The 23038-nt window shown below is 42.9% G+C and carries 27 protein-coding genes; 20 read left to right on the plus strand and 7 right to left on the minus strand.

Annotated elements, in window-relative coordinates:
• Positions 1 to 53 precede the first annotated feature (53 nt).
• Positions 54 to 836, minus strand: coding sequence for a thermonuclease family protein (locus BMX02_RS11165; RefSeq protein WP_091690822.1), 783 nt, complete (start codon positions 834 to 836; stop codon positions 54 to 56).
• 182 nt (positions 837 to 1018) lie between these two features.
• Between BMX02_RS11165 and BMX02_RS11170 the strand changes: the two genes are divergently transcribed.
• From BMX02_RS11170 to BMX02_RS11230, 13 genes are all read left to right on the plus strand, one after another.
• Positions 1019 to 2428 carry a response regulator gene (locus tag BMX02_RS11170; RefSeq protein ID WP_091690823.1) on the plus strand — a complete coding sequence of 470 codons (1410 nt, stop codon included), beginning with the start codon at positions 1019 to 1021 and terminating at the stop codon, positions 2426 to 2428.
• Positions 2429 to 2500: 72 nt separating this feature from the next.
• Positions 2501 to 3202: a matrixin family metalloprotease gene (locus tag BMX02_RS11175; protein WP_091690825.1), complete on the plus strand. Its 702-nt coding sequence runs from the start codon at positions 2501 to 2503 to the stop codon at positions 3200 to 3202.
• 8 nt (positions 3203 to 3210) lie between these two features.
• Complete coding sequence (locus tag BMX02_RS11180) at positions 3211 to 3450, plus strand: aldehyde ferredoxin oxidoreductase C-terminal domain-containing protein (RefSeq protein ID WP_091690826.1); 240 nt, start codon at positions 3211 to 3213, stop codon at positions 3448 to 3450.
• 165 nt (positions 3451 to 3615) lie between these two features.
• Positions 3616 to 3999 (plus strand): translation initiation factor IF-5A, encoded by a 384-nt coding sequence (locus BMX02_RS11185; protein WP_091690828.1) that lies wholly within the window; start codon positions 3616 to 3618, stop codon positions 3997 to 3999.
• A 20-nt stretch (positions 4000 to 4019) separates the two neighbouring features.
• Positions 4020 to 4889, plus strand: a complete 870-nt coding sequence (speB, locus tag BMX02_RS11190; protein WP_091690830.1) for an agmatinase — start codon at positions 4020 to 4022, stop codon at positions 4887 to 4889.
• Positions 4890 to 4944: 55 nt separating this feature from the next.
• Positions 4945 to 5595, plus strand: coding sequence for an HVO_0476 family zinc finger protein (locus BMX02_RS11195; RefSeq protein ID WP_091690832.1), 651 nt, complete (start codon positions 4945 to 4947; stop codon positions 5593 to 5595).
• Positions 5544 to 6203, plus strand: coding sequence for a protein-L-isoaspartate O-methyltransferase (locus BMX02_RS11200; protein ID WP_245725357.1), 660 nt, complete (start codon positions 5544 to 5546; stop codon positions 6201 to 6203). The genes BMX02_RS11195 and BMX02_RS11200 overlap by 52 nt, the downstream gene beginning before the upstream one ends.
• A 122-nt stretch (positions 6204 to 6325) precedes the next feature.
• Positions 6326 to 7342, plus strand: a complete 1017-nt coding sequence (locus BMX02_RS11205; RefSeq protein WP_342210511.1) for a phosphate uptake regulator PhoU — start codon at positions 6326 to 6328, stop codon at positions 7340 to 7342.
• A 124-nt stretch (positions 7343 to 7466) separates the two neighbouring features.
• The gene (locus BMX02_RS11210) at positions 7467 to 8102 is read left to right on the plus strand and encodes an Era-like GTP-binding protein (RefSeq protein ID WP_091690835.1); all 636 of its coding nucleotides are present in this window, start codon (positions 7467 to 7469) and stop codon (positions 8100 to 8102) included.
• Positions 8103 to 8107: 5 nt separating this feature from the next.
• Positions 8108 to 8467, plus strand: coding sequence for a DUF2073 domain-containing protein (locus BMX02_RS11215; RefSeq protein ID WP_091690858.1), 360 nt, complete (start codon positions 8108 to 8110; stop codon positions 8465 to 8467).
• A gap of 15 nt (positions 8468 to 8482) precedes the next feature.
• The gene (locus BMX02_RS11220; RefSeq protein ID WP_091690837.1) at positions 8483 to 8968 is read left to right on the plus strand and encodes a hypothetical protein; all 486 of its coding nucleotides are present in this window, start codon (positions 8483 to 8485) and stop codon (positions 8966 to 8968) included.
• 46 nt (positions 8969 to 9014) lie between these two features.
• Positions 9015 to 9626 carry a 6-phospho-3-hexuloisomerase gene (gene hxlB, locus BMX02_RS11225; RefSeq protein ID WP_091690838.1) on the plus strand — a complete coding sequence of 204 codons (612 nt, stop codon included), beginning with the start codon at positions 9015 to 9017 and terminating at the stop codon, positions 9624 to 9626.
• 12 nt (positions 9627 to 9638) lie between these two features.
• Positions 9639 to 10751: a pyridoxal phosphate-dependent aminotransferase gene (locus tag BMX02_RS11230; RefSeq protein ID WP_091690840.1), complete on the plus strand. Its 1113-nt coding sequence runs from the start codon at positions 9639 to 9641 to the stop codon at positions 10749 to 10751.
• On the opposite strand, the gene BMX02_RS11235 is transcribed toward BMX02_RS11230, so the two are convergent.
• A complete protein-coding gene (locus BMX02_RS11235; protein ID WP_177165272.1) occupies positions 10752 to 11744 on the minus strand; it encodes an NOG1 family protein in 993 nt (330 codons plus the stop codon).
• 149 nt (positions 11745 to 11893) lie between these two features.
• On the opposite strand from BMX02_RS11235, the gene BMX02_RS11240 reads away from it, so the two are divergent.
• A complete protein-coding gene (locus BMX02_RS11240) occupies positions 11894 to 12769 on the plus strand; it encodes a CBS domain-containing protein (RefSeq protein ID WP_091690842.1) in 876 nt (291 codons plus the stop codon).
• A 7-nt stretch (positions 12770 to 12776) separates the two neighbouring features.
• Here BMX02_RS11240 and hisE read toward each other — a convergent pair whose 3' ends face one another.
• Positions 12777 to 13076 carry a phosphoribosyl-ATP diphosphatase gene (gene hisE / locus BMX02_RS11245; protein WP_091690844.1) on the minus strand — a complete coding sequence of 100 codons (300 nt, stop codon included), beginning with the start codon at positions 13074 to 13076 and terminating at the stop codon, positions 12777 to 12779.
• A 221-nt stretch (positions 13077 to 13297) separates the two neighbouring features.
• Here hisE and BMX02_RS11250 point away from each other — a divergent pair, with 221 nt between their 5' ends.
• The 6 genes from BMX02_RS11250 to BMX02_RS11275 all read left to right on the plus strand — a co-directional run bounded on the left by BMX02_RS11250 (position 13298) and on the right by BMX02_RS11275 (position 18902).
• A complete protein-coding gene (locus tag BMX02_RS11250; RefSeq protein WP_091690845.1) occupies positions 13298 to 13750 on the plus strand; it encodes a MarR family winged helix-turn-helix transcriptional regulator in 453 nt (150 codons plus the stop codon).
• Positions 13751 to 13996: 246 nt separating this feature from the next.
• Entirely contained in the window at positions 13997 to 15184 is a 1188-nt protein-coding gene (locus BMX02_RS11255; RefSeq protein WP_091690847.1) for a PGF-pre-PGF domain-containing protein, read from the plus strand.
• Between the two features lie 4 nt (positions 15185 to 15188).
• Positions 15189 to 16415 (plus strand): ABC transporter substrate-binding protein, encoded by a 1227-nt coding sequence (locus BMX02_RS11260; RefSeq protein ID WP_091690848.1) that lies wholly within the window; start codon positions 15189 to 15191, stop codon positions 16413 to 16415.
• Positions 16416 to 16499: 84 nt separating this feature from the next.
• Positions 16500 to 17573, plus strand: coding sequence for a FecCD family ABC transporter permease (locus BMX02_RS11265; RefSeq protein WP_091690850.1), 1074 nt, complete (start codon positions 16500 to 16502; stop codon positions 17571 to 17573).
• Between the two features lie 30 nt (positions 17574 to 17603).
• Positions 17604 to 18368 (plus strand): ABC transporter ATP-binding protein, encoded by a 765-nt coding sequence (locus tag BMX02_RS11270; protein WP_091690851.1) that lies wholly within the window; start codon positions 17604 to 17606, stop codon positions 18366 to 18368.
• A 123-nt stretch (positions 18369 to 18491) separates the two neighbouring features.
• Complete coding sequence (locus BMX02_RS11275; RefSeq protein WP_091690853.1) at positions 18492 to 18902, plus strand: CBS domain-containing protein; 411 nt, start codon at positions 18492 to 18494, stop codon at positions 18900 to 18902.
• Between the two features lie 191 nt (positions 18903 to 19093).
• Here the strand turns inward: BMX02_RS11275 and BMX02_RS11280 are convergent, their stop codons facing one another.
• The 4 genes from BMX02_RS11280 to BMX02_RS11295 form a co-directional block, all read right to left on the minus strand.
• Entirely contained in the window at positions 19094 to 20380 is a 1287-nt protein-coding gene (locus BMX02_RS11280; protein ID WP_177165273.1) for a 3-isopropylmalate dehydratase large subunit, read from the minus strand.
• 54 nt (positions 20381 to 20434) lie between these two features.
• The gene (locus BMX02_RS11285) at positions 20435 to 21187 is read right to left on the minus strand and encodes a YkgJ family cysteine cluster protein (protein ID WP_091690854.1); all 753 of its coding nucleotides are present in this window, start codon (positions 21185 to 21187) and stop codon (positions 20435 to 20437) included.
• 25 nt (positions 21188 to 21212) lie between these two features.
• A complete protein-coding gene (locus BMX02_RS11290) occupies positions 21213 to 22661 on the minus strand; it encodes a DHH family phosphoesterase (RefSeq protein ID WP_091690855.1) in 1449 nt (482 codons plus the stop codon).
• 185 nt (positions 22662 to 22846) lie between these two features.
• Positions 22847 to 23038 (minus strand): zinc ribbon domain-containing protein (locus BMX02_RS11295; protein ID WP_143052432.1); only part of this gene is annotated, 192 nt, incomplete at its 5' end.

The raw sequence follows: 23038 nt of genomic DNA on the forward strand, positions 1-23038 counted from the left end.
GATTCGACATAACCAATTATTAATCTTATGTTCTAAAAAAGAAAAATGACTTTTCAGTCACTTACGATCACAATTTCAGAAGGATCCCGCACAATTATTTCAGGACTGCCTTTGTACTCAATTATCTTCCCGGTCACCAGCACATGCTTACCATCATAGTAAAGCTCAGGACTCTGCGGAAATCGGTCCCAATCATCCGACCAGATAACTACAGTAAAATACCCATCATACGGATCATGGAAATTGAGGTAAATAATACCATTCCCATCATGCCTTGCCGTGCGGACCACAGTTCCCTCAACAGTTACTGTCTGCCCCACATATCTTCCTGCATCAAGATACGAGATAATGGTCTTTGCTGTTCCCTGAGAGGATCCCTCAGACCATAACCCTACGCCCTTTTCCCTTGCATAGGATTCTGATCCATCCAGCTGACCCTGATAGTATGTATCCGGCCCATAAGTTTTTGAAACCGCCAGTCCTGAAAGCACCAGATCATTGTTCACCATACTACCATCAAGCCAGACATATCTTAACAGACGTCCATATCGATCCGTATCGCTCACATCTGCTTCAAGTCTGACCGTCCTTCCAGAAAGGTTATCGACCATATACTGCTTTGCTTCCTGATAATATGGCTCTCCTCTTTCAGGAGTATCCACCCCGATAAGACGGACCTTCTCACCAGTGGATATGACAAATGTATCCCCATCAATTACCTCCGTCACATTTGCAAAAGTGACAGTTCGCTCCGAAACTGCTTCATCAGGCCCAACGCACCCTGATAGTGAAAGGATAGAACTTAGGAGTAACAGGATAATAATGATCTTATGCATAGGGTGAAGATTTCACCAAGATATTTCAAGGTTTCCTGCATGATATGACCCTGCCGAAAATAGAAAAGGCAGAAACCATACCATTCAAAAACATGTGCATGCCGGAAGAAAATAGTTTACTATATATACAAGTTTAGCAAAGGAAACTTGTTGTGTTATTAGGTGTCCTTTGATAAAACAACTTGATCCACAGGACGGTACCCAGATTGCAGGAACATGCTTTACCAAAAATACTGGTTGTCGATGATAATCAGAAGATCTTAGAACTGATGGAGGCCTACCTGTTTCCTGACTATGAGGTAATAACTGCTTACAATGGACAAGAATCTCTTGATATTATCAAAAAAGAAGAGATAGACCTTGTTCTGCTAGACGTGATGATGCCTGATATGGAAGGATACGAAGTTTGCAATATACTGAAAAATGATCCCCACACCCAATTCACACCTGTAATAATAGTATCCGCCCTTTCACACAGGAAAGATCGTATTAAAGGATTTGAAGCCGGTGCTGATGAGTTCCTCACAAAACCTGTTGATCAGCTGGAGCTCAAAACAAGGATCAGATCACTTCTGAAGATAAAGGAGCTTAATGAAAAGAACGAATCTGAACGCAACCTTGCACACAATTACCTGGACATTGCCGGAGTTATGCTCACAGTCTTCGATACTGACCGAAAGATCCAGCTCATAAATAAAAAAGGATGTGAGATCATCGGTTGTAAAGATGATTCTTTGCTCGGAGCAGACTTTATTGAGACACTTGTACCGGAAAGGTACAGGGAAAAGGCAATTCAGAAATTTTACCAGTTCACTAGCGGAAATACAGAAGGTCCGGAAAGCTTCGAAACCCCACTACTGAGACTGGACGGAGAGGAGAGAGAGATACAGTGGCACAACTCGCTCCTACATGGCAGAGGAGATGAGGTCATAGGTGTCTTATGCTCAGGAGAAGACATAACTGACAGGAAAAGAGCTGAAGAGGCACTGATCAAAGCAGAGGAGATCCACGAGAAAGAGATACATCATCGGATCAAGAACAATCTCCAGATCATTTCCAGCCTTCTTGACCTTGAGTCTTCCAAGTTCACGGATCCACAGGTGGTCAGAGCGTTCGAGAAAAGCAGGGATAGAGTGCATTCAATAGCAATTACCAATGAGGAAATTTACCGTTCAAAGGAGAGGGGAAAAGTAAATTTCCGCAATTATGTGTATGATGTGGTAAATTACCTGCACCACATGAACAATCACCAGACCGAGTTCATAGATATGAATATCGAATCTGAAGATATTCTCATGAGCTTTGATAACGCAAGACATCTGGGACTGATATTAAATGAACTTATCATGAACAGTTTCAAGTATGCTTTCCCGGATGGAAAAGGGACTATCTCCATTAGTTCCCGGCAATTTGACGATCAGTTCACCCTTGTGGTAGAAGATGACGGCATCGGATTTCCCGTAAAGGACATATCAAAAACAGATACACTTGGGCTGAAGCTGGTAAATGAACTTGTGGAACAGATCCAGGGTAACATCCGTATTGATGGAAGTTCAGGTACAAAGTATACAATTAACTTCCGGAATTTGTAACCTCCCAAAAAAGACATATCCTTTGAAAATAAAGTCTAATGTAACAATGAACCTTGCAACGAATGAGAGCGTATGAACATCAGGACAACAATAATCACCATACTGCTCATAATCGCGCTTGTAACTCCGGGATCCGCCCTGTTAGGTGAAAAGGAATACCCTAAATTCTTAGAAGAACCATGGGACCATTCCCCAATTACAGTATATATAGATGAGCAGAACACCCCCCCCCATTACAGCCCTTCTTACCCGGCTACAGTAGTCAATGCCATGGAATATTGGGAGAAGGGGGGAAACGGGAAACTAAGCTATACCCCTGTTTTTGAACTTGTCAACACTTCCGATGCAGATATTTATATCATGTGGGTGGAGAACATGGAAAAGGTCACTGGTGCAGAGGAAGGGGTTGCCGGTTTTTGCAGACCCATGATCGCTAATGGACGATACGTCCACGCAGACATCGTCCTGGAGGTTGGGGATTACAGAGGTTTTTCCTGGCAGCAATACGGCGATGCCAATATGGAGCAACTTGTCACCCATGAACTTGGGCATGCTCTTGGACTTGGGCATAGCAATGACATACGGGACATAATGTATCCTACCTATGGGCAAAGGGAGAATTTGAACCCCCTTCTTGTAGAAACTACCTATCCACTCATAGTCATAACCATATTGATAGCTATTGGGATCTCAGGATATCTTGGAATTGGATGGTTACGATATCACAAAAAAAGGCAGAGGCTTGAGAACGAACTTCTCAAAGAGATGAAGTGACCGTTTGGTTGTATAAAATTGAGCTGAACAATGACCAGGGGATGAAAAATGAAAGGATGTTCAATATGAGGGCAGGTTTTGATGGTGAAAATGATACACTGCCTGAAATGTTCTTTGGAAAGGATGCTATCGATAAGAAGGAGTTCGAGGGCGTTCTGTCTGATTATTACCACTTCCGGGACTGGCATCAAAATGGAAAGCCTTCAAAAAGAAAGCTTGAAGAACTTGGACTTTTAAAAGAAAATTGATTAAAAGGGCTAGCGGAAGGACAGGATTTTAAATACTTTTGAAACATCCATCCATTTGAAAGGCTTTATACGTTAACTTCTTATACAGAACGTAGAATTATAAGCACAGATTTATCCATTAATAAAAAACTTGACGCTTTTTTACGAGTGACAGGAGGATCATAAATGAAACAGCAGGTAGAGGTTAAAGAACTTAAAGAAGGTAAGTACGTACTTGTAGATGATGAGCCATGTGTGATCAAAGGCATCACAAAATCAAAACCAGGTAAGCATGGTTCCGCAAAGGCAAGGATCGAGGTAATTGGTCTCTTCGACAGTCAGAAGCGTTCCATTATAAGCTCAGTTTCCGCTAAGACATACGTACCTATCGTAGAACGTAAAACAGCACAGGTACTATCAATTTCAGGAGACATTGCTCAACTCATGGACATGGAAGATTACTCCACATTCGAACTTACGATCCCTGAACAGTTCAAGGACAGGGTCATTGAAGGCGGAGATATCACATACCTTACATCCATGGGCAAAATGAAGATCGACCTTAGATAAACCCCCTTTTAAGGGATATTATGTTCTACCGGCCTGGAATGATGGATGCGCTGGCAGATTACGAATCTGCCGGATACGTCCTTTTTGGAGTACCATTTGATCGTACATCCTCATTTCGTGCCGGGAGCAGATGGGCTCCGGATGCTATGCGGAGTGCCTCTGCAAACTTTGAAAGTTATAACGCTTTTTTTGATATTGACCTTGCCGAAATTCCCATACACGATGCCGGGAACTTCGAGGCAGGAGTTCTGGTCGATGATGTGCTTAGTGAGCTATATCTGGATGTCATCGGGATCACTGATGAAGGAAAGATACCCATAATGATGGGAGGAGAACACTCACTGACCCTGCCATGTGTCAAAGCCTGTGCGAAAAATGCAGAGGGTAACTTTGGAGTTGTCGTACTGGATGCACATTTTGACCTTCGCGACGAATTTGAAGGTGTGAAGTACAACCATGCCTGCGTGTCAAGACATATACTTGACGAGGTCACTGATAATTATGTGACCATAGGGGTACGAAGTGGCCCAAAGGAAGAATGGGAATTCGCAAAAGAGAACGACATCTGTTATTATACACCTGAAGATGTCAGCAACAAGGGACCTGAAGTACTTGTTCAGGAAATAAAGGAATACCTTGACTGCGACAGCATATACCTGTCACTGGACATGGATGCCCTTGATCCTTCATATGCGCCTGCACTGGGAACACCGGAACCATTCGGCCTTAGTTCTGTAGAGGTACGGGACATTGTCAGAGGACTAGCCCCCCTGTCAGCGGGTTTCGACGTGGTGGAGATCGCACCGGAATATGACAGCGGCCAAACCGCGATCCTCGGTGCAAAACTTATTCGCGAATTCATTGCTGCACACGCTGCTTCAACGAACTGACCTTTCCTCATGGTTAAGTTTATACACACCCCCAACAATCATATGGACAGAGACCATGACAGAGGAAGTAATAGTAGTTTGCCCAATGTGTTCACCAAAGGAAGCAGTGGGACATGATGTTTTGAGACCAGGACAGAACCCTGTAGTCCAATGCCACGAATGCGGAGCAGTGCATCCCGCTACCATCGAAGAAAAAAAGCCCGTTAAAGTTAAGGTTATCGTCAGCAAGGATGACGTTTCATTCACACTTCACACAAATATCGACGCCGGTGAAATGATCTATATCGATGACGAACTTGTGGTAGATGATGAGGAAGCAGATGAGGTCTACCCGATCATTGTCACTGCGATAGAATCAGGCGGCCGCCGGTTAGACCGGGAGGAGATCGAGAATGTCGATGTTATATGGGGACGTGCCACAGATGAAGTTACCACAAAGATATCAATAAAGGTCCGCAACGGATCCACTTCTGTGGAAAAAAGAGTACCCGGAGAATTTGAGTTCATTGTAGGCCAGAACTACAATGCTGAAAGGAAGGATTTCCACATAACCAAGATCAAGATCAGGGATGGAGGATTCCAGTCCCGTAAAGGAGATCGTGTTCCTGCTAAATATATCAAGCGTATCTTTGCTACTGAAGCACATAAAAGAGGATGGGGAGAGGCAAAGACTTCATGGAGTTCGAAGAGAGAAGAAAGATACTGATAGATTCCCTGAAGATCAACGGGATCAGTGACAGAGTCCTTGACGCGATGATGCGCGTCCCAAGGCACCTTTTTGTACCGGAGAAACTGCAGGACTCTGCATATATGGACATGCCGCTTCCTATCGGGCATGACCAGACCATCTCGGCACCACACATGGTCGCGATCATGTGTGAACTGCTGGATATTTCCAGTGGAATGAAGATCCTGGAAGTTGGAAGTGGTTCGGGCTACAATGCTGCTGTCATGGCAGAACTTGTAGGGGATGAAGGTCACATCTATACAGTGGAACGTATACCCGGACTGGCCGATTTTGCAGAAAGGAACCTCAAAAGAGCAGGATATAAGAATATCACCGTTCTTCAGGATGATGGGTCCTGTGGCCTAGCTGAACATGCACCCTATGCCCGTATCAGTGTGACCTCTGCAGCACCGGACGTTCCACAGCCGCTTATTGATCAGCTGGCAACGGAAGGCACAATGGTGATCCCTGTTGGCAATGGCGAGCAGCAACTTGTAGTCGTGAGAAAGGACATAGAAGGCAATGTCAGCTACGAGGTTTGGGGGGGAGTTATTTTTGTACCTCTCATTGGAAAGTATGGATATTGATGATTATATCAACAGACCATGCAATTCATAAAGATTTTTTTATTGATTGACTGGATTGTGCCTTAAAGCTATATATGAGTGTCATACTATATACCAATATATAGAATGACGTGTCGATATAGGTGATTTTTATCGAAACCAGAAAGATACAGCAGACCGGCGGTTCCACATACATAGTATCCCTGCCAAAGAAATGGGCCGAACGTGCCGGAATTACAACCGGCTCACAGGTAACACTCCAACCGCAGCAAGATGGAACTCTCAATATTGCAGCCGAAGGAAGTACCCAGAACCCGAAAAAAAAGAATGTCATTGATGTTAACGGATGCGTAGGAGATGAACTGGTACGCCTCCTGATAGCGGCATACCTATCGGGCTCTGACATGATAGAGATCAGGGGCAACCGAATACAGGCTGAGCAGAAGAAGATCATAAGGAATGTCTGTTACAAGCTCATGGGTCCGGAGATCATCGAGGAGACCGCAAATTCTGTACTTATCCAGGACCTGCTAAACCCAAATGAGGTTTCGATCAAGAAAAGTGTCAGACGTATGTTCCTTATTTCAAATTCAATGTTAAAGGATGCAATGCAGGCACTGAAAGATCAGGATAAGGACCTTGCGCTTGATGTTATCGAACGTGATGACGAAGTGGACAGGCTTTTCCTGCTTATTTCGAAGCAGTTCAGGACGGTACTTCGGGGAAGCCGCCTTCCAGACACATCAGAAACTACAATTGACGAGTACCATGACCTGCGCCTTGCTGCAAGTTCGCTGGAACGTATCGCAGACCACGCACTCAAGATAGCAAAAACTGCATCCACACTGAATACACAGATCCCGGACAAGACCATGAAACTTATCGAAAGCTCCAGCACAACTTCGAGCAACATGGTGGAAGATGCTATTGACGCATTATACAACCAGAACACAGATCTTGCCAATCAGGTCATCGCAAAGGTCGATGGTACAAAAGTGAGGATCGATGACCTGAACGCATCGCTTCTTGACCTTGAATCTCCTGAAGCTATTGTGGCCCTGGGGACCGTGGCAGACAGTATCGACAGGATTGGGGAGTACGGAGCCAATATTGCAGAATTGGCGATCAATCTGTCAATGGCAATTGTCCAGAAAAAATAATGATACAGTGAGATATTAAGATGTAAAAGGATCGAATTGAATTCAAGCGATTATTTATAAGGCATGAGTAATATCACTCATCATAGATTTGAATGGATGTCACGTTCTAAGTCGGAGGGATTTGATGGGCGTAATAAGATCATTTAGGAAAAATTTTTCAAACTTCTTCAAAAAGCTGTTTAACAAAAAGAATGCAAGGATAGGAATATATGGCCCCCCTAATGCCGGAAAGACAACTCTTGCAAACAGGATAGTCAGGGACTGGACCGGTGACGCAATGGGTTCTGTTTCACACATTGCTCACGAAACACGTCGTGCAAGGCGTCGAGAAGGTGTGACCATACAGTCGAACGGCGGATCCATCAGTCTGGATATCATTGACACCCCGGGTCTTGCTACTAAGATCGATTTCCATGAGTTCATGGAACAGGGTATGAATGAAGCAGAATCCAAGAGAAGAGCAAAGGAAGCTACCGAAGGTGTTATTGAAGCTGTGAAATGGCTGGAGAACCTTGACGGAGTTATCCTTGTGATGGATGCTACGGAAGACCCTTACACACAGGTCAACGTAACTGTCATAGGCAACATGGAAGCAAGAAGCTTGCCATTGTTGATAGTTGCTAACAAGGTCGATCTGCCGGAATCATCCCCTACTACAATAAGAGAAGCATTCCCACAGCATCCAATGGTAGCAATATCAGCTCTTGAAGGAAAGAACATAGATACATTTTATGACGAGATCGCTAAGAGGTTTGGGTGATTGCAATGCAGGGTATTCAAATGGATCTGGTCTCGGAGGACAGGCTTGCAAAGATGCCGCCTGTTGAGAAGATCAGATTTATTCTAGACGAGGTCAAGAGTGGCAAGATCCTTGTTCTTGAGAAAGGACTTACCCCGGAGGAGGAGGCAACTCTTATCGAAATGACCATGACACAGATCCAGCCGGATGATTTTGCAGGTATTGAAATGGAGAGCTACCCTTCACAGACAGATAGCTCATTGATCGGAAAGCTGTTCAAGAAGAACGTAGTACGCACCCGGCTTACTGTAATTGGTCCTGCAAATAAGTTAAAAACACTGAAAAAAGATCGCGACATGATAAGTGCAATTGTGTCAAACAAATAACCGTGTGGTACATTAATGGAAAACTCTTACGATAGATCCAGGACCAACGTCCCGGTACATTCCCTTTCATCCTATGAGATGGGAAGTGATGACGTGAACGTGGTCTGCACTTATGGTAAGATATCGGTATGGTTTGGCCGTCAGACCCCTGATGTCGTAGTAGGCCAGACCCTTATTGCCATCTCAAAAGTAGATAAATCAGCAGTTTACGAAACCGAGCTTATATGTGATTTTGATTCCATAACCAACTATGAAAGCAATGGATATGTACTGGTATCATATGCTAAAGCAGATAATGGATATCGCGCCATGTTCAATGTGCCATTCCATAGCAACAAAGCACTGTTCCATCTGGCAGAGAATATTATCGAAGAACTGAAGACCGATGATGCCAGCCTGGACATCTACTGGAACGGCGACGATTCGGACATTACCAAGCTCTCAGATGAATTCAGAAAGATAGAAGGATGGAACATAAAAGAAATTATATACAAAGACTAAGGTAAGCGCTGATACTTGCCCTTGAAATACGGGAGGAATATAGTTAATGAAAGATATAATATCTTCAACAGAGTGCGAACATTTGATCTCATCCATTGAGCTTATGGCACATCATCTCGAAAGTGTAGCCGAAAGCATTGACAAGGAAGACATCCGACAAATGATAGCAAACATCCTGGAAGCCGACAGCATCTTTGTCATGGGTGCAGGTCGTTCCGGTCTCGTAGGAAAAGCATTCGCAATGCGCCTGATGCACCTTGGCCTTAGATCCTATGTGGTCGGAGAATCAACTACTCCTGCAGTCCGTAAAGGAGATACAGTAATTGCAATCTCAGGATCAGGAGAAACAAGATCGATCTCAGACCTTGGGAGGATCACAAAAGAGATCGGTGCAAAACTTATCACAGTAACATCAGATAAGAACTCGACACTTGGCAATCTTTCTGACACCACCATGGAGATCAAAGGAAGAACAAAGAACGATGTCGGAGGCTACCTCGAAAGGCATATGCGTGGAGAATATTCACACCTCACACCGCTTGGAACATCCTTTGAGATATCATCTGCTGTTTTCCTGGATGCGCTGGTAGCAGAACTTATCTCGATCACCGGAGCTTCCGAGGACGATCTGAAATCACGTCACGCCAAACTTGAGTGAAGAGGACTTACCATGGGTTCCAAAGAATTTGCACAAAGGGTTCTCGATGTGGATATCTCCGGCATCAGGAAGATGTTCGAAGCTGCCGGTTCAGATGCTATCAACCTGGGCCTTGGCCAACCCGATTTTGACACACCTGCACATATAAGGCAGGCAGCCATCGATGCTATTAATGAAGGCTTTACAGGATATACCTACGGATCAGGTATTGTAGAGTTAAGAGAAGCATTGAGCCGCAAGTTCGAACGGGACAATGGATTCGAGGTCAGCCCGGACGGCATCATAGTTACATCCGGAGCATCTGAAGCACTCGAGATTGCCCTTGCAGCACTTGTCAACCCCGGTGACGAGGTCATGATCGCAGATCCGGGATTTGTATCCTACAATGCACTAACGGGATTCATGGGAGGAAAAGTGGTCGGAGTTCCACTCGGGGAAGACCTGACCATGAGACCGGAGGACGTACTCGAGAGGGTCACTCCGAAAACAAAAGCAATTATCGTTAACTCCCCATGCAATCCTACCGGCGGAGTACTTTCAAAGGCCGACATAAAGGCTTATGCAGATATTGCAGACGACCATAATGTAACTCTCATTTCTGACGAGGTCTATGAGTACTTCATCTATGAAGGGGAACACGTCAGTCCTGCACAGTTCACTGATAATGTTATCACCATCAATGCAGTTTCCAAGACATACTCCATGACCGGATGGCGAGTAGGTTATACCGCTGCCAATCAGGAGTATACGGAACAGATGCTGAAAGTTCACCAGTACGTACAGGCATGTGCCAACTCAATTGCACAAAAAGCTGCACTTGCAGCCATCACCGGACCACAGGACTCGGTATTTGAAATGCGTGATGAGTTCAAAAAGCGCCGGGACGTACTTGTTAAAGGTGTGAATGAGCTGGGGATGGAATGTGAAGCACCAAAAGGTGCGTTTTACATATTCCCAAAGGTGGATGACAGTGCGGAAGTTGCTGCAAAACTGATATCTAACGGTGTTGTAGTAGTACCGGGAACTGCCTTTGGACAGAACGGTGACGGTTATATAAGGATCTCTTATGCAACATCCATGGAGGATATCAACAGGGCACTTGAGATCATGAAAAAAGTGCTTTGATCAGTCAAAGATAGACTGATCCTCTTCATTTTCTTTTTTGTTCTCGTCGATCATTTCGACAAGTCTGTCTACGATGGAATCAATGTTCTCACCGGTAGCAGTGGACATATTCATGTCTACAAATTCCGGCATCTCAAACCTTGGATGATCAGATTTATTTGCCACCACATAGACCGGGAGGTCAAAGTTCTGGACAACTTCATCAAGCAAGCGCTTCTGGTCTTCTATCTCATAGCCACAGGTCTCACTTGCATCAAGGATAAAGAGCACAACAGCATCCAGGTATTTTATGGCAGTTACTGCCTGCCTTTCAACATCATTGCGTTCAGACATCGGCCTGTCCAGAAGACCAGGTGTATCGATCACCTGATACCGTTCAAGACCTCGCATAAAATGACCGATCAGAACACCTTTAGTGGTAAAAGGATATGATGCAACTTCCGGACTTGCACCGGTGACCATTGAAACAAAGCTGGATTTTCCCACGTTCGGATAGCCGGCCACAACAATGGTAGGCTCATCGCGCACATCAGGAAGCTTTCTTAGCAAATTGCGGGCTTCATTCAGGAAAATGAGATGCTTACTCACAGTTGACATGATAGATGCCATACGGCCAAACGCCTCTTTACGTGTTGCAACAGGATCCTTGCTACTACGGATCTTACCAACATACTCCCTGGAGATGTCATGAAGCTTGTTACTTGCCCAGTCAACCGAGCCAAGAGCTAACCGGAGATCATCAACACCGACCACTATATCAGCGAGCTGATAATAGAAATCAGGAAGATCATCAAAATTCGGGAAACGCCTGACAATGTTCGACAGGTTGTCAGAGAGAATGTTACCGGATGTCATGATCATTGATTCGTGCGCCCTCATGCCACTGTCCTTGTCCCTTATGGTCTTGCCTGCTTTTGCACGCGTAGCTCTTCGAAATGCCTTGTCTATAAGCTCATCCGAAGTCGGGACAGTATGGATCTTCTCAAATATCATGATATTTACCTTTATATTCAGGCTCAAACTCTCATAAGCTATATATTTTTGTTCCTTGAGATGTATTTTTCATTATCATCCGTTTCAAATCCTACAACATGTATATATACTTCTTTTGAGTAAGTTTATCGGAAGAAAACGGTGATCTCATGGAACTTACACCTATTCAAAAAGAGATAATTATCGAATTGATCAACCTTCAACGTCAGAAGGACTCAGCAGTAAAGGGCGAAGAGATCGCTGAGCTTATAGACAGGAATCCCGGCACCGTAAGGAACCAGATGCAATCACTCAAAATGCTGGGACTCGTCGAAGGTGTACCCGGTCCAAAAGGCGGTTATCGTGCTACAGGTGCAGCATATGAAGCACTGAATGTTGTAACCATGGACAAGGAAGCCGAAGTTCCACTATACAGAAATGAGGATATTGTCAAAGGAGCTACTGTTGCGGAGATCAGTTTTACAACGGTCAGGCATCCTGAAATGTGCAGTGGCAGACTAAAAGTGCTCGGAAATATCAAGGAATTCACCGGAGGGGACCGTGTCCAGGTAGGACCTACACCTGTAAACCGTCTGATAGTAAGGGGTGAGGTAGTTGGACGTGATGATACAGAAAATCTGTTACTGTTCAAGATCACCGAAATGGTATCCCTGCCAAAGAAATCTGTTAAACATTATATAAAGAAAGATACGATCTCTGTCGATGCAAACGCAACCATTCAGGAAGCAGCACGCGTATTTATCAAAAATAAGGTCCATGGTGCTCCGGTAGAAGAGCATGGAAGGATCGTAGGCATAGCAACTTTTATGGATATCGGGGAAACTCTTGCAAGTGGCAAGATCAACCTCAAAGTAAAGGATATCATGACAAAGAGCATTATCACGATAGACGGTGAATCGTCCCTTAGTGATGCTGTGAAAATGTTCGATGATCACAACATCGGCAGGCTAATTGTTACAGTTGAGGGAGTTCCAAAAGGAATGATCTCAAAAACAGACGTATTACATGAACTGGTCGTATACTGATACGACCTTAATGCCTTCTTCTTTTCATTTCTTCAGAGATATCCTCAAGGCTTACACCTGTTGCCGCCAGCATGACAAGAAGATGGAACAAAAGGTCAGAAGTCTCATAGATGATCTCTTTTTTATCATTATCCTTGACAGCAAGAATGGTCTCTGCGGCCTCTTCACCCACTTTTTCAAGGACCTTATTGATCCCTTTCCTGTGTTCAAGAAGAGAACAAACATATGATCCCTCCACAGGATTGTTCTTGCGATCCATTATCACATCAAATACTTCGTTCAGAACAGACATATCTGCATCAGCCATTGGGAAAACTCCATTATAAACATTTTAAAACGGACTGTATGGTCCGGGTTACTTAGCTATAGCATTCCATCGTTAAAAAGTGTTTCAATGAAAGCTTAATAAAAATCAGAAACAATGAATATTTGATTAAAAACAGATAGTTGCCCTTCATCCAAAAAAAAGAGTTATCTATAGGGCCGATAGTATACTTACAATCGAGTAGAGAATAGTGTGTGAATAATATGGACAAAGAGATAATTAAAAAAATCTTTGAAAAACATCTTGAACATGACCTTTTTTTTGATAAAAAAATACTCAATGTAGCTGATAACTCTTCGCAGAAGTCATTCAATACCATCCCTAACAAAACAATAAGGATAATTCATCAAAAAAAAAGGATCAATCCTTCAAAAATTGGAAAAACGCTTGGAATCGGGAAAAGTACTGTCACTGCAACTATCGATTCTCTTGAAAATGAAGGAATGGTTGTCAGAAAAACCGACCCAAATGATAGAAGGAAACAATGGATCTCACTTACTCAAAAAGGTGAGGTATACCATGAGGAGCTTATCGAAAAAATAACTGAAAACGTAGCTAAAGTCTCAGAAAAACATGGAATGGAGTTAAAAGACCTGGAAGATTACTATAACCATCTATCAAAGATGGTTGAAATACTAGGCAAATATATCAAATAATTTCTGTATTTTACACACTATATCCTGCTTACTGTTTTTCTTTTTATTGATATCGATCATAGGGATCTGATAATCATATTTGAAAGTCTTCACCAATTCATTATCTTTTTAGATAACTAAAGTTATCCAAAAGCGAACATTAATATAATAGTTCATATATGAACTGTTTGTCGGTGAGCTGCAGCAACATACCATCTAGAAAAATAACATCGACATACCAAATTTGACAATATCTCAGGTGAAGATATGAATAACAAAAATATGATTCATAATGGCTTTATTATGCTATCTTTGTTCCTTCTATTCATAGCAGCCACAATTGCCCCGGCATCTGCTGAATACACAGAAGTGAACAGTATCACAAGAACACTTCCAGACAACATTCCAACAAATAATGAAATTTCAGTAGTTTTGGAAATAGATAGCCAAATTCCTTTTGTTGCTGGTATCGTCGAAACGATTCCTGAAGGTTTTACATTTCCAGATAATAAAGAGGATATTTCAACATCATGCGAATTTAAACTGGACAGAGAAAACAGAAAGATATCATTTTGTTCGATCAACGTTACCAGCATAACTTATAAGGTAATCGCATCTTCAGAAAGTGGAGCTCACACTTTTTCTGGAAATTGGGTAGACCTTCTTGTCCAAAGCACAGAACTTGATGAAGGAACTGAAAGATGGGAAAAAGTGGTTGGAGATAAAACAATAATTCGAGAAGCAAAAAAGACCTCGAGCACTAGTTCCAGTACCAGCCCAAGTTTCAGCAGCAATGAAAAATACGAGAATATTGCAAAAAAGAATGTTGCACAACAATATCTCAGCATAAATAACAAAGCAGAATATACATTCAATGATGAAGCAAACCCTATAACTGAGATCTCATTCATGCCTTTAAAAAATGGCGGGACCATCAGTACAACTATCGAAGTATTAAAAGATGTTTCAGGACTAGTAGAAATCTCACCCCATGGGACTGTTTACAAGAACATGAACATATGGATAAGTAACGACTGGGCATCTGAGAGTACAATATCTGAAACTAAGATTGCTTTTTGTGTTGATAAAGAATGGCTCAATGAATATGGTATCGACAGTTCAAGCATCAAATTGATGAGATACACTTCAAAATGGACCGAACTTCCAACAACAATTACTGGTGAAGATGAAAACAGAGTATATTTCGTAGCAGAAACACCTGGTTTTTCCCCATTTGCAATAACATCGATCAGTGAAAAATCAATAGATTTAGAGCAAACCGAAACAAAATCTACTATTGAAGAACCAAATATTGAAAGTGATTTGGTCGAAGAAGAAACTGTTGAGCCACAGGAAGAACTTCCCGCAAAAACCCCCGGTTTCACTGCATTCCTTGGATGTGCGATGATGGCAGTTGGATTTATGATTACGAAGAAAATGAGCATCAGGAGATGAGAAAATGTTCAGAAATAAAATACTAATGAAAGTTTTGTTAGCACTTCTTGTAATATCAACAACTTTTGTACTGTTCACATCTCCGGTAGCAGCTTATGACAATGAATTGCCATGTGACACAAATAAAGATGCCACCCTTACAAAAGAAGAGCTGTCAACGGCCATTTGTGAGTACATGCTTGGTAATGAAACGAACAGTCTTGATGACGTGGGAGATGCATCTTACATCTACTCGTTCTGGAACGGTGAACCACTTACAATCAACGACCATTATAATGACAGAGAAGTAAAACTTTACAGACCAGTAGAGAGGATTGCACTTGCGTCAACACCATCTGTAAGGATAGTAGCTTCATTAAATGCAGCAGACAAAATTGTTGGTGTTTACCAGAACATCATTGATGACAATGGTCTTATTGTGACAAAAGCATATCCAGAAATTCGAAACCAGCCCGCGATCGGAGGAGGAAGCAGCCCTAATGCAGAAGCAATACTCGCTGTAGAACCTGACGTGGTATTCTATTCGGCATCAAGCAACGCCGCAGTTCTAGAGGGGAATACCGGAATACCTGTTGTAGCTCTTAGTGCCACATTCGGACTTGAATTTGGCGAAACTAACGGTGCCTACAATGTATGGCAACTTGCCGGACAGATCCTTGGAAAAGAGGAACGTGCTCAACACCTAAGTGAATATTCACAAGACAAGATCGAAACAATATCAGATATTTCATCAACATTGCCTGTAGAGAATGTAAAGAATGCATACATTGCAACAGGAGGCAATAACGACATCATAAAATGTGCTCCCACATATTACTCACTTGACATTGCAGGCGGTAATAACCTTGCCGAAGGCCTCCCTTCTTCATGGGGCTCTGCAACTGTTACGAAAGAACAGATAGTCCTATGGAATCCTGATGTGATTTTTATCAGATATTACACAATAGGCCAGACCTTAACAAAGGACACTGTAAATAATGACCCTGCACTTGCGGGAATCAACGCTGTCCAAAACTCAAGTGTGTACTACATAAGAGGTTCCTCCAATGGAATGGACCCGGCAATCGCAATAGCTGATGCAAACCGCATGGCTAAACAAATGTACCCCGACCTCTTTGTAGATCTGGATGTAGAAGCAGAAGGAAATAGCATATATAATGAATTCTACAATGAGGATGGACTGTACACGCAGATGCTTGAAGACTTCGGCGTGTTCGAAAGATGGGACTAAAAAAATTGACCACATTGTGTGCTGCTTCTAAAATCAGCACACACTATTTATTTTTAATTAAAACCGTCATAGATGAGCATTTAAATGAAACCAAAATCATTAATCAGCAGCGATAGCATCAAAAAAGATTACAATGATCTTATAGGAAGAAAGATCCTTTTCATAATAGCCTTATCTATATCCATCATTGCAATAATAGGCATATCATCAACGATTGGAGTAATAGGACTTTCAGTTAAAGAAGTATATCTGACCATACTAAATGTTTTTTTCCCGGATACTTTTGTGGTATCAGATGTCGCTGCAAGAGTTGTCTGTTATATAAGACTTCCCAGAATATGCATGGGAATACTTGCAGGTATAGGATTAGGGATATCTGGTGCAGTAATGCAGGGAATACTTCGTAATCCACTTGCTTCCCCTTATACACTGGGAATATCATCAGGTGCAGGATTTGGTGCTGCAGTCGCCATTGTACTTGGAGCCGGATTCGCAGGTGGAGAATATCTAATAATTGGAAATGCATTCATTGGTGCATTGATATGTTCTATTGTAATACTACTTCTTTCAAGCAAACAAGGTACGACCACAGAAACCATGCTTCTCGCAGGAATTGCCTTAATGTATCTGTTTTCAGCCAGCACCGCATTGCTTCAATATTTTGCAGATGACGAAGCTTCAAAGGAAGTTACATTCTGGTTAATAGGCAGTCTTTCCTATGCAACATGGAATCAAATAATAGCAATTGCACTCATTATTGTGATAACATTTCCCATATTATTATGGAAATCAAATGATTTGAACCTTATAGCTGCAGGGGATGATACTGCGAAGAGCCTTGGAATAAATGTAAAAAATACCCGACTTATATTAATGATACTTGCATCACTTATTACTGCAAGTATAGTGTGTTTTACAGGAACGATCGGATTCATAGGTTTGGTTGCCCCCCACATGACACGAATGATAATTGGCGGTGATAACAGATTCGTATTCCCGGCATCCGCACTTTTGGGAGGTTTACTTCTCTGCGTTGCAGATATCTTTGCGATAACACTTGCAGAACCCACAATCCTACCAATAGGAATTATGACATCCTATATGGGCGTTCCATTATTTTTGTATCTGATATTAAGAAGAAGAAAATCTTACTGGTAAGACTCCTTATGGGCTCAGGGTGTGTCAAAAATGAAACTTATAATAAATGAACTACAGTTCAACTACTCAAGTGAACCCTTACTTGAAAACGTTAATCTTGAATTAAAACCGGGAGAACTAGTTAGTATCATTGGTCCAAACGGAGCTGGGAAATCCACTTTAATAAAGTGCATCAATAGAATACTTGAACCTGAAGGAAGCATTAAGATCGGGGAAAAAGACACAAAAAAAATGAGTAGAAACGAGATAGCAAAACATATGAGTTATGTCCCACAATCGCCAGAAAATAAGTTCCCAACAACTGTCCTTGATACTGTACTTATGGGAAGAAGACCTCATTCCTCCTGGAGATTTAGTGAAAATGACATTAACAAAGCCCTTAATTCTCTGGAACTAATGGGAATTTCTGATTTTGCATTAAAAGACTATAATGAACTTAGCGGTGGCCAACAACAAAGAGTAATAATAGCAAGGGCTATTGCACAAGAATCAAATATTGTTCTACTTGATGAACCTACCAGCAACCTGGACATCAAGCATCAATTAAGTTTGATGGAGCTATTAAAAGAACTCGTGCAAAACAAGGGAATTTCAGTGATAATGGCTATCCATGATCTGAACATCAGCGCAAGATATTCTGACAGATTGATATTAATGGAAAAAGGGAAGATTGTTGCTGCAGGAGAACCTGCCGACGTACTTACGGAAGAGAACATCGAAGAAGTATACGGGGTGAAGATCAGTGTAAGAGAAGAAAACGGATTATTGCACATCATCCCATTAAGATCCCTTTAAAAAGGATTTCAATTACCCGATGCTTATTTATAGCTAGCTCTTCAAAAATAAATATTGTAGCAGTTACATATGCTGTAGGTATCGAACGTTGAATACTGAATATTCTGGAGATAATAAGGAGGAATGAAATTGATAGCAGAAAACATGCAGGTCAAAGATGTTATGACAAGGGGAGTAGTAACGGTACCAATGGAATCAAATGCTGTTGAGATAGCCAGAACAATGGCAGATAACAATGTCTCTGCTATAGTGGCAATCGAAGACAACGGTGAGACCTTTGGCGTCATATCTGATGTGGATATCCTACGCAAGATGAAGGACAAGAACTGGGAGATCGCTTCCGTTGAAGACATTATGTCCGATTCAGTAGAAACTATCAGCCCATCCTCTACCGTTCATGATGCTGCAGACCTGATGGTGAGCAAAAAAGTACACCGCCTGATCGTCATGTCTGAAGAAACAGTAGGCGCTTCCTACCGACCGATAGGGATACTCAGCGCAAGAGATATAATAAAACAGCTGTTCCAGAAATAACGGACCAGCTTTCTTTTTTAAAAAAATAATGATGTGAAGGATCAGAAGTAATGTGACGTTGGCTTGTAATCCTACAAAATATGACGGAATCTTTGTTGGTTTATAATCCAACGCCTTGACTCACTAATCAATATTCAGATATATCTGTTTTGGTCACTGCATAAAAAAAAAAGAGAACTGAGAGACGTATCTCAGATCTTTCTTGGATCAGTTATCTCACCTGTAAGTGCAGATGCTGCAGCTGTTGCAGGTGAACTGAGATATACAAATGATTCCGGACTGCCTTCTCTTCCCTTGAAGTTACGGTTGGAGGTGGCCAGACCGACCTCACCATCGCCGAGCAGACCAAAAGACCCGCCCATGCATGGTCCACAGCATGGGGACTCTACGATCGCACCGGCTTCCATGAACTGTTCCACGTATCCTGCACGCAGTACCTTCATGTACTCGGTCCTTGATGCAGGGATAATAAGCATACGTACACCTTTTGCAACTGGCTCATCGCCCATCATCTCAGCTACGATCTTGAGGTCTTCAAAACGACCATTGGTACAGGAACCAACAAAGATCTGGTCGAGCCTGGTACCTTCAACTTCAGTTACCGGCTTCACATTGTCAACATTGTGAGGACATGCGACCTGTGGCTCAAGGTCAGATACATCATAATCATGGAACTCTGCATATTCTGCCTCATCATCGGATTTCCAGTATGGGTCCAGCTTGTAATCAGGGATGCGTTCCTGAAGGTATGCCTCTGTTGTCTTGTCCGGTTCGATGATACCTGCTTTACCACCCATTTCAATTGCCATGTTGGAAACGGTCATACGTTCTGAGATAGAAAGGCCCTCGATAGTGGAACCTGCATATTCAGCTGCCATGTACCTGGCACCCTCTGCACCAACATCACCGATCAGATGCAGGATGACATCCTTGGAACAGACATGTTTTGGCAGTTTTCCATTAACTTCGAACCTGATGGTGTCAGGAACCTTGAACCAGAGCTTTCCTGATGCGAAAACTGCTGCCATATCGGTTGATCCGACACCGGTAGAGAAAGCACCAAGGGAACCATACGCACATGTATGTGAGTCAGAACCCACGATAAGATCACCGGGCTTTACATGTCCCATTTCAGGCATGACCTGATGGCAGACACCTTCATAAACGTCATAGTTCAGTATGTCCTGCTCCTTTGCAAATTTTCGGAGCATAATGTGGTTTGCAGATGCGTAGAGGGAATCTGCAGGAACCTGATGGTCAAAAACGATCACGATCTTGCTTGGGTCCCACACCTTTTTCTCTTCCTTGTCACGCATGATATCGTAGAAACCCTCTACTGCAAGCGGTCCTGTGATATCGTGGGTCATTGCACGATCAATGTTCGCAAGTACAAACTCTCCTGCTTTCACCGTTTTTCCTGAAGCTTTGGAGAAGATCTTCTCTGAGATCGTCATTGGATGATCATTACTATTGGCCATGGTAATCACTGCAATTAAGGTCTATCTTATAAATAAAACAATCGATGAACAGGATCACTTATATAATTTCAGTGAAAAGACGGAACTCCCATTATTATCGTGAATAACAAATACAAGATCCCCGACTGCAAGGTTCTTATTGAAAATATCGAACGGATCAGGAGAGGTTTGTATCTCCTCAAATTTCTCATAGAGAAGTATCGTATCTTTTATTTCTGTGACATACCTGTCAACCAGGTCCCTCGCAAGCAGAATGGAATCCTCATAAGAGATCTCATCTCCCAACCCCCCACACTCCGAGGCATTCAACTCCCCATCGTCGATATAAAAAGGATAGGTCCTGCAAAGCATCGACCTGTCAGTATAGATATTGCAGCGGTTCTGTCCGCCACCTCCGCCCGCTTCATCCCCATAATCCCCTTCATCCTCTCCAATAAAGAAGCAATCCCCACACTCCTTTCTTTTAAGCATCCAGCCAAACGTGTTCAGCCGTCCGTTCGAGTCGATCTCGAACTCCTGAAGATGTTCAAGAACAGAAGAGGAAGAATACATATCCATGCCATCCGGAAGCATTGGAATAGCAGCATCTTCCGGACATATCGAACAACTTTTAAGCATTTCCTTGTCCGCAGATGTAAGAAAAACACGGTTGTCCCCACCGGACCTTTTGCAACAGCTTCCACACATCCGGCATGAGAAACCGATCTCACGTATCTGTGATGCAATATCTTCAATTAAAATAGAGCCGGCAGCTTCAAGTTCTTCCTGAAGGCCTTTGATCAAAGACTGCCGGTAGTTAGAGAACATGGTCTGTTATTAGTGATCAGAAGACTTATTCTACGGTCTCGTCAACACCTATCGCGTTAAGGAACTTCTTAACAACTGCTTCGTTAACAAGCCTCAGAAGGGTTTGACGGTCCTTTATATCGCTGAACACTCCAAGCGGAATCTGGGCTCCTGCAGCATTTGAATGTCCACCTGCGGCTTCCTCCCCGAATGCCTTTCTGAGCACTTCACCAAGGTTTACCCTGATGTCATTACTTCTGCCCGAAAGGAAGATCCTGTCTTCGGAAACCCCGAAAACGATGGATGTTGAAACACCTTCAAGATTAAGCAGATAATCAGCTGCCTGTGGAAGTGTATCACGGTCACGAACGACACCAACATTGGTCAGCAGGTAACTGCCTATCACCTGCCTGTTCATAATGGCTTCACCAAGGATATCAAGTGTCTCAAGAGACATGGATGGCCTTTCAAGCTGGTCCAGTATCTCATGGTCAGCCAGAGGATAAAGGAATGCTGCTGCAGAGAGGTCTGCAGAGTCTGTGTTCCTCCTGAAGTCCAGTGTATCGGTCCGGATACCATAAAGCAGCGCCGTTGCAAGCTCACTTTCAATTTCGATATTAAGCTCCTGAAGGTACTTGGTAAGTATTGTGGCAGATGCTCCCACGTTCGGGCGAATATCTACAAAATCAGCATCTAGCTCGACCTCCCCCAGAGGGTGGTGGTCAAGGACGATACCCAGGTGCATACCCGAAGAGAGAATGTTATTAGCACCAGGCACAGCGCAATCCACCATTGCAATGTCATCGAACTCAGAGATATCGTGTTCTTCCATCCTGTTAAGGTCAATACCCAGGAGGTTTACGAATGCTTTGTTCTCCTGATGGCCTATCTCACCATGGTACAGGATAGATGATCTCACATCAAATGAATCCGCGATCTTTTGCAGTGCGAGAGCACTGGCAATTGCATCCGGATCAGGATTATCATGAACTACAATAGCAAGGTCTTTACCGGAAATGCCTTTGAACCACTGGGACAATTTGTTTCCACGGCGCAGGGATTCTGCACGCCCGAGAGACCTTGCGACCGATCTTGCCACAAGTCTTGAAGGCATTACAACAAGATCTGCACCGAGTCCATCCATCTCCTGCATACTTATGACATCAGATGCCCTTGCAACGCAGTACGTATCATCCAATCCCAGACTGGATATGTTCTCAAGTGCCTTTTTGTTGGCCTCATTATCTGAACTCAGAACAAGTATTCCGGAAAGGTCCTTTGGATTTACATGCTGGAATATATCCGGATCTGAAATATCACCTGCAAAGGCCTCATATGCCTCTTCACGCAGTGTTTCTACTTTTTGTGTATCCCTGTCAACGATTATCAGGTCTTTATCGAGCTCACGAAGCTCCTTTGCAACAGCAAAACCGATACTTCCACTTCCAAGTATCAGATAGGTTGGATTCAACCATTTCTTGACCGGGGCATCCATTTCTTTTAAAGCGGGTATTGTTATACCTCCTCGTTAAGCTATAATTCTGTATTCAGTATTAAGGTTCTTTCGGTGAGATAATGTACAGGAAGTGAACTACTCCACGCTTACGCATGGAGCTTCCTGCTTCATTCTTTGAACTTATGTTCACAAGTCCACAGGCTCTCCCCCTCGTTCCGAAGGTGTCAAATATTTAGTAGATTTTGATTTTGAAGTGCAAACTTCTTGATATTGATGGCGGCATTGATATCCCGGTCGTGTTCTGTATTACACTCAGGACAGCTCCAATATCTATCTTTCAAAGTCATTTTACCATTGTGGAAACCACAAACATTACATAATTTCGAAGATGGCTCAAATTGACCTATCTTTAATAG

This window comes from Methanococcoides vulcani, from assembly GCF_900111645.1.
In the GTDB taxonomy this organism is placed as follows: Archaea; Halobacteriota; Methanosarcinia; order Methanosarcinales; family Methanosarcinaceae; genus Methanococcoides; species Methanococcoides vulcani.

Coding starts and splice junctions, on each gene's coding strand:
- BMX02_RS11165 (WP_091690822.1), bottom strand. CDS start 836: ATGCATAAGATCATTATTATCCTGTTACTCCTAAGTTCTATCCTTTCA.
- BMX02_RS11175 (WP_091690825.1), top strand. CDS start 2,501: ATGAACATCAGGACAACAATAATCACCATACTGCTCATAATCGCGCTT.
- BMX02_RS11185 (WP_091690828.1), top strand. CDS start 3,616: ATGAAACAGCAGGTAGAGGTTAAAGAACTTAAAGAAGGTAAGTACGTA.
- speB (WP_091690830.1), top strand. CDS start 4,020: ATGTTCTACCGGCCTGGAATGATGGATGCGCTGGCAGATTACGAATCT.
- BMX02_RS11195 (WP_091690832.1), top strand. CDS start 4,945: ATGACAGAGGAAGTAATAGTAGTTTGCCCAATGTGTTCACCAAAGGAA.
- BMX02_RS11200 (WP_245725357.1), top strand. CDS start 5,544: ATGGGGAGAGGCAAAGACTTCATGGAGTTCGAAGAGAGAAGAAAGATA.
- BMX02_RS11210 (WP_091690835.1), top strand. CDS start 7,467: ATGGGCGTAATAAGATCATTTAGGAAAAATTTTTCAAACTTCTTCAAA.
- BMX02_RS11215 (WP_091690858.1), top strand. CDS start 8,108: ATGCAGGGTATTCAAATGGATCTGGTCTCGGAGGACAGGCTTGCAAAG.
- BMX02_RS11220 (WP_091690837.1), top strand. CDS start 8,483: ATGGAAAACTCTTACGATAGATCCAGGACCAACGTCCCGGTACATTCC.
- hxlB (WP_091690838.1), top strand. CDS start 9,015: ATGAAAGATATAATATCTTCAACAGAGTGCGAACATTTGATCTCATCC.
- BMX02_RS11230 (WP_091690840.1), top strand. CDS start 9,639: ATGGGTTCCAAAGAATTTGCACAAAGGGTTCTCGATGTGGATATCTCC.
- BMX02_RS11235 (WP_177165272.1), bottom strand. CDS start 11,744: ATGATATTTGAGAAGATCCATACTGTCCCGACTTCGGATGAGCTTATA.
- BMX02_RS11240 (WP_091690842.1), top strand. CDS start 11,894: ATGGAACTTACACCTATTCAAAAAGAGATAATTATCGAATTGATCAAC.
- hisE (WP_091690844.1), bottom strand. CDS start 13,076: ATGGCTGATGCAGATATGTCTGTTCTGAACGAAGTATTTGATGTGATA.
- BMX02_RS11250 (WP_091690845.1), top strand. CDS start 13,298: ATGGACAAAGAGATAATTAAAAAAATCTTTGAAAAACATCTTGAACAT.
- BMX02_RS11255 (WP_091690847.1), top strand. CDS start 13,997: ATGAATAACAAAAATATGATTCATAATGGCTTTATTATGCTATCTTTG.
- BMX02_RS11260 (WP_091690848.1), top strand. CDS start 15,189: ATGTTCAGAAATAAAATACTAATGAAAGTTTTGTTAGCACTTCTTGTA.
- BMX02_RS11265 (WP_091690850.1), top strand. CDS start 16,500: ATGAAACCAAAATCATTAATCAGCAGCGATAGCATCAAAAAAGATTAC.
- BMX02_RS11270 (WP_091690851.1), top strand. CDS start 17,604: ATGAAACTTATAATAAATGAACTACAGTTCAACTACTCAAGTGAACCC.
- BMX02_RS11275 (WP_091690853.1), top strand. CDS start 18,492: ATGAAATTGATAGCAGAAAACATGCAGGTCAAAGATGTTATGACAAGG.
- BMX02_RS11280 (WP_177165273.1), bottom strand. CDS start 20,380: ATGGCCAATAGTAATGATCATCCAATGACGATCTCAGAGAAGATCTTC.
- BMX02_RS11285 (WP_091690854.1), bottom strand. CDS start 21,187: ATGTTCTCTAACTACCGGCAGTCTTTGATCAAAGGCCTTCAGGAAGAA.
- BMX02_RS11290 (WP_091690855.1), bottom strand. CDS start 22,661: ATGGATGCCCCGGTCAAGAAATGGTTGAATCCAACCTATCTGATACTT.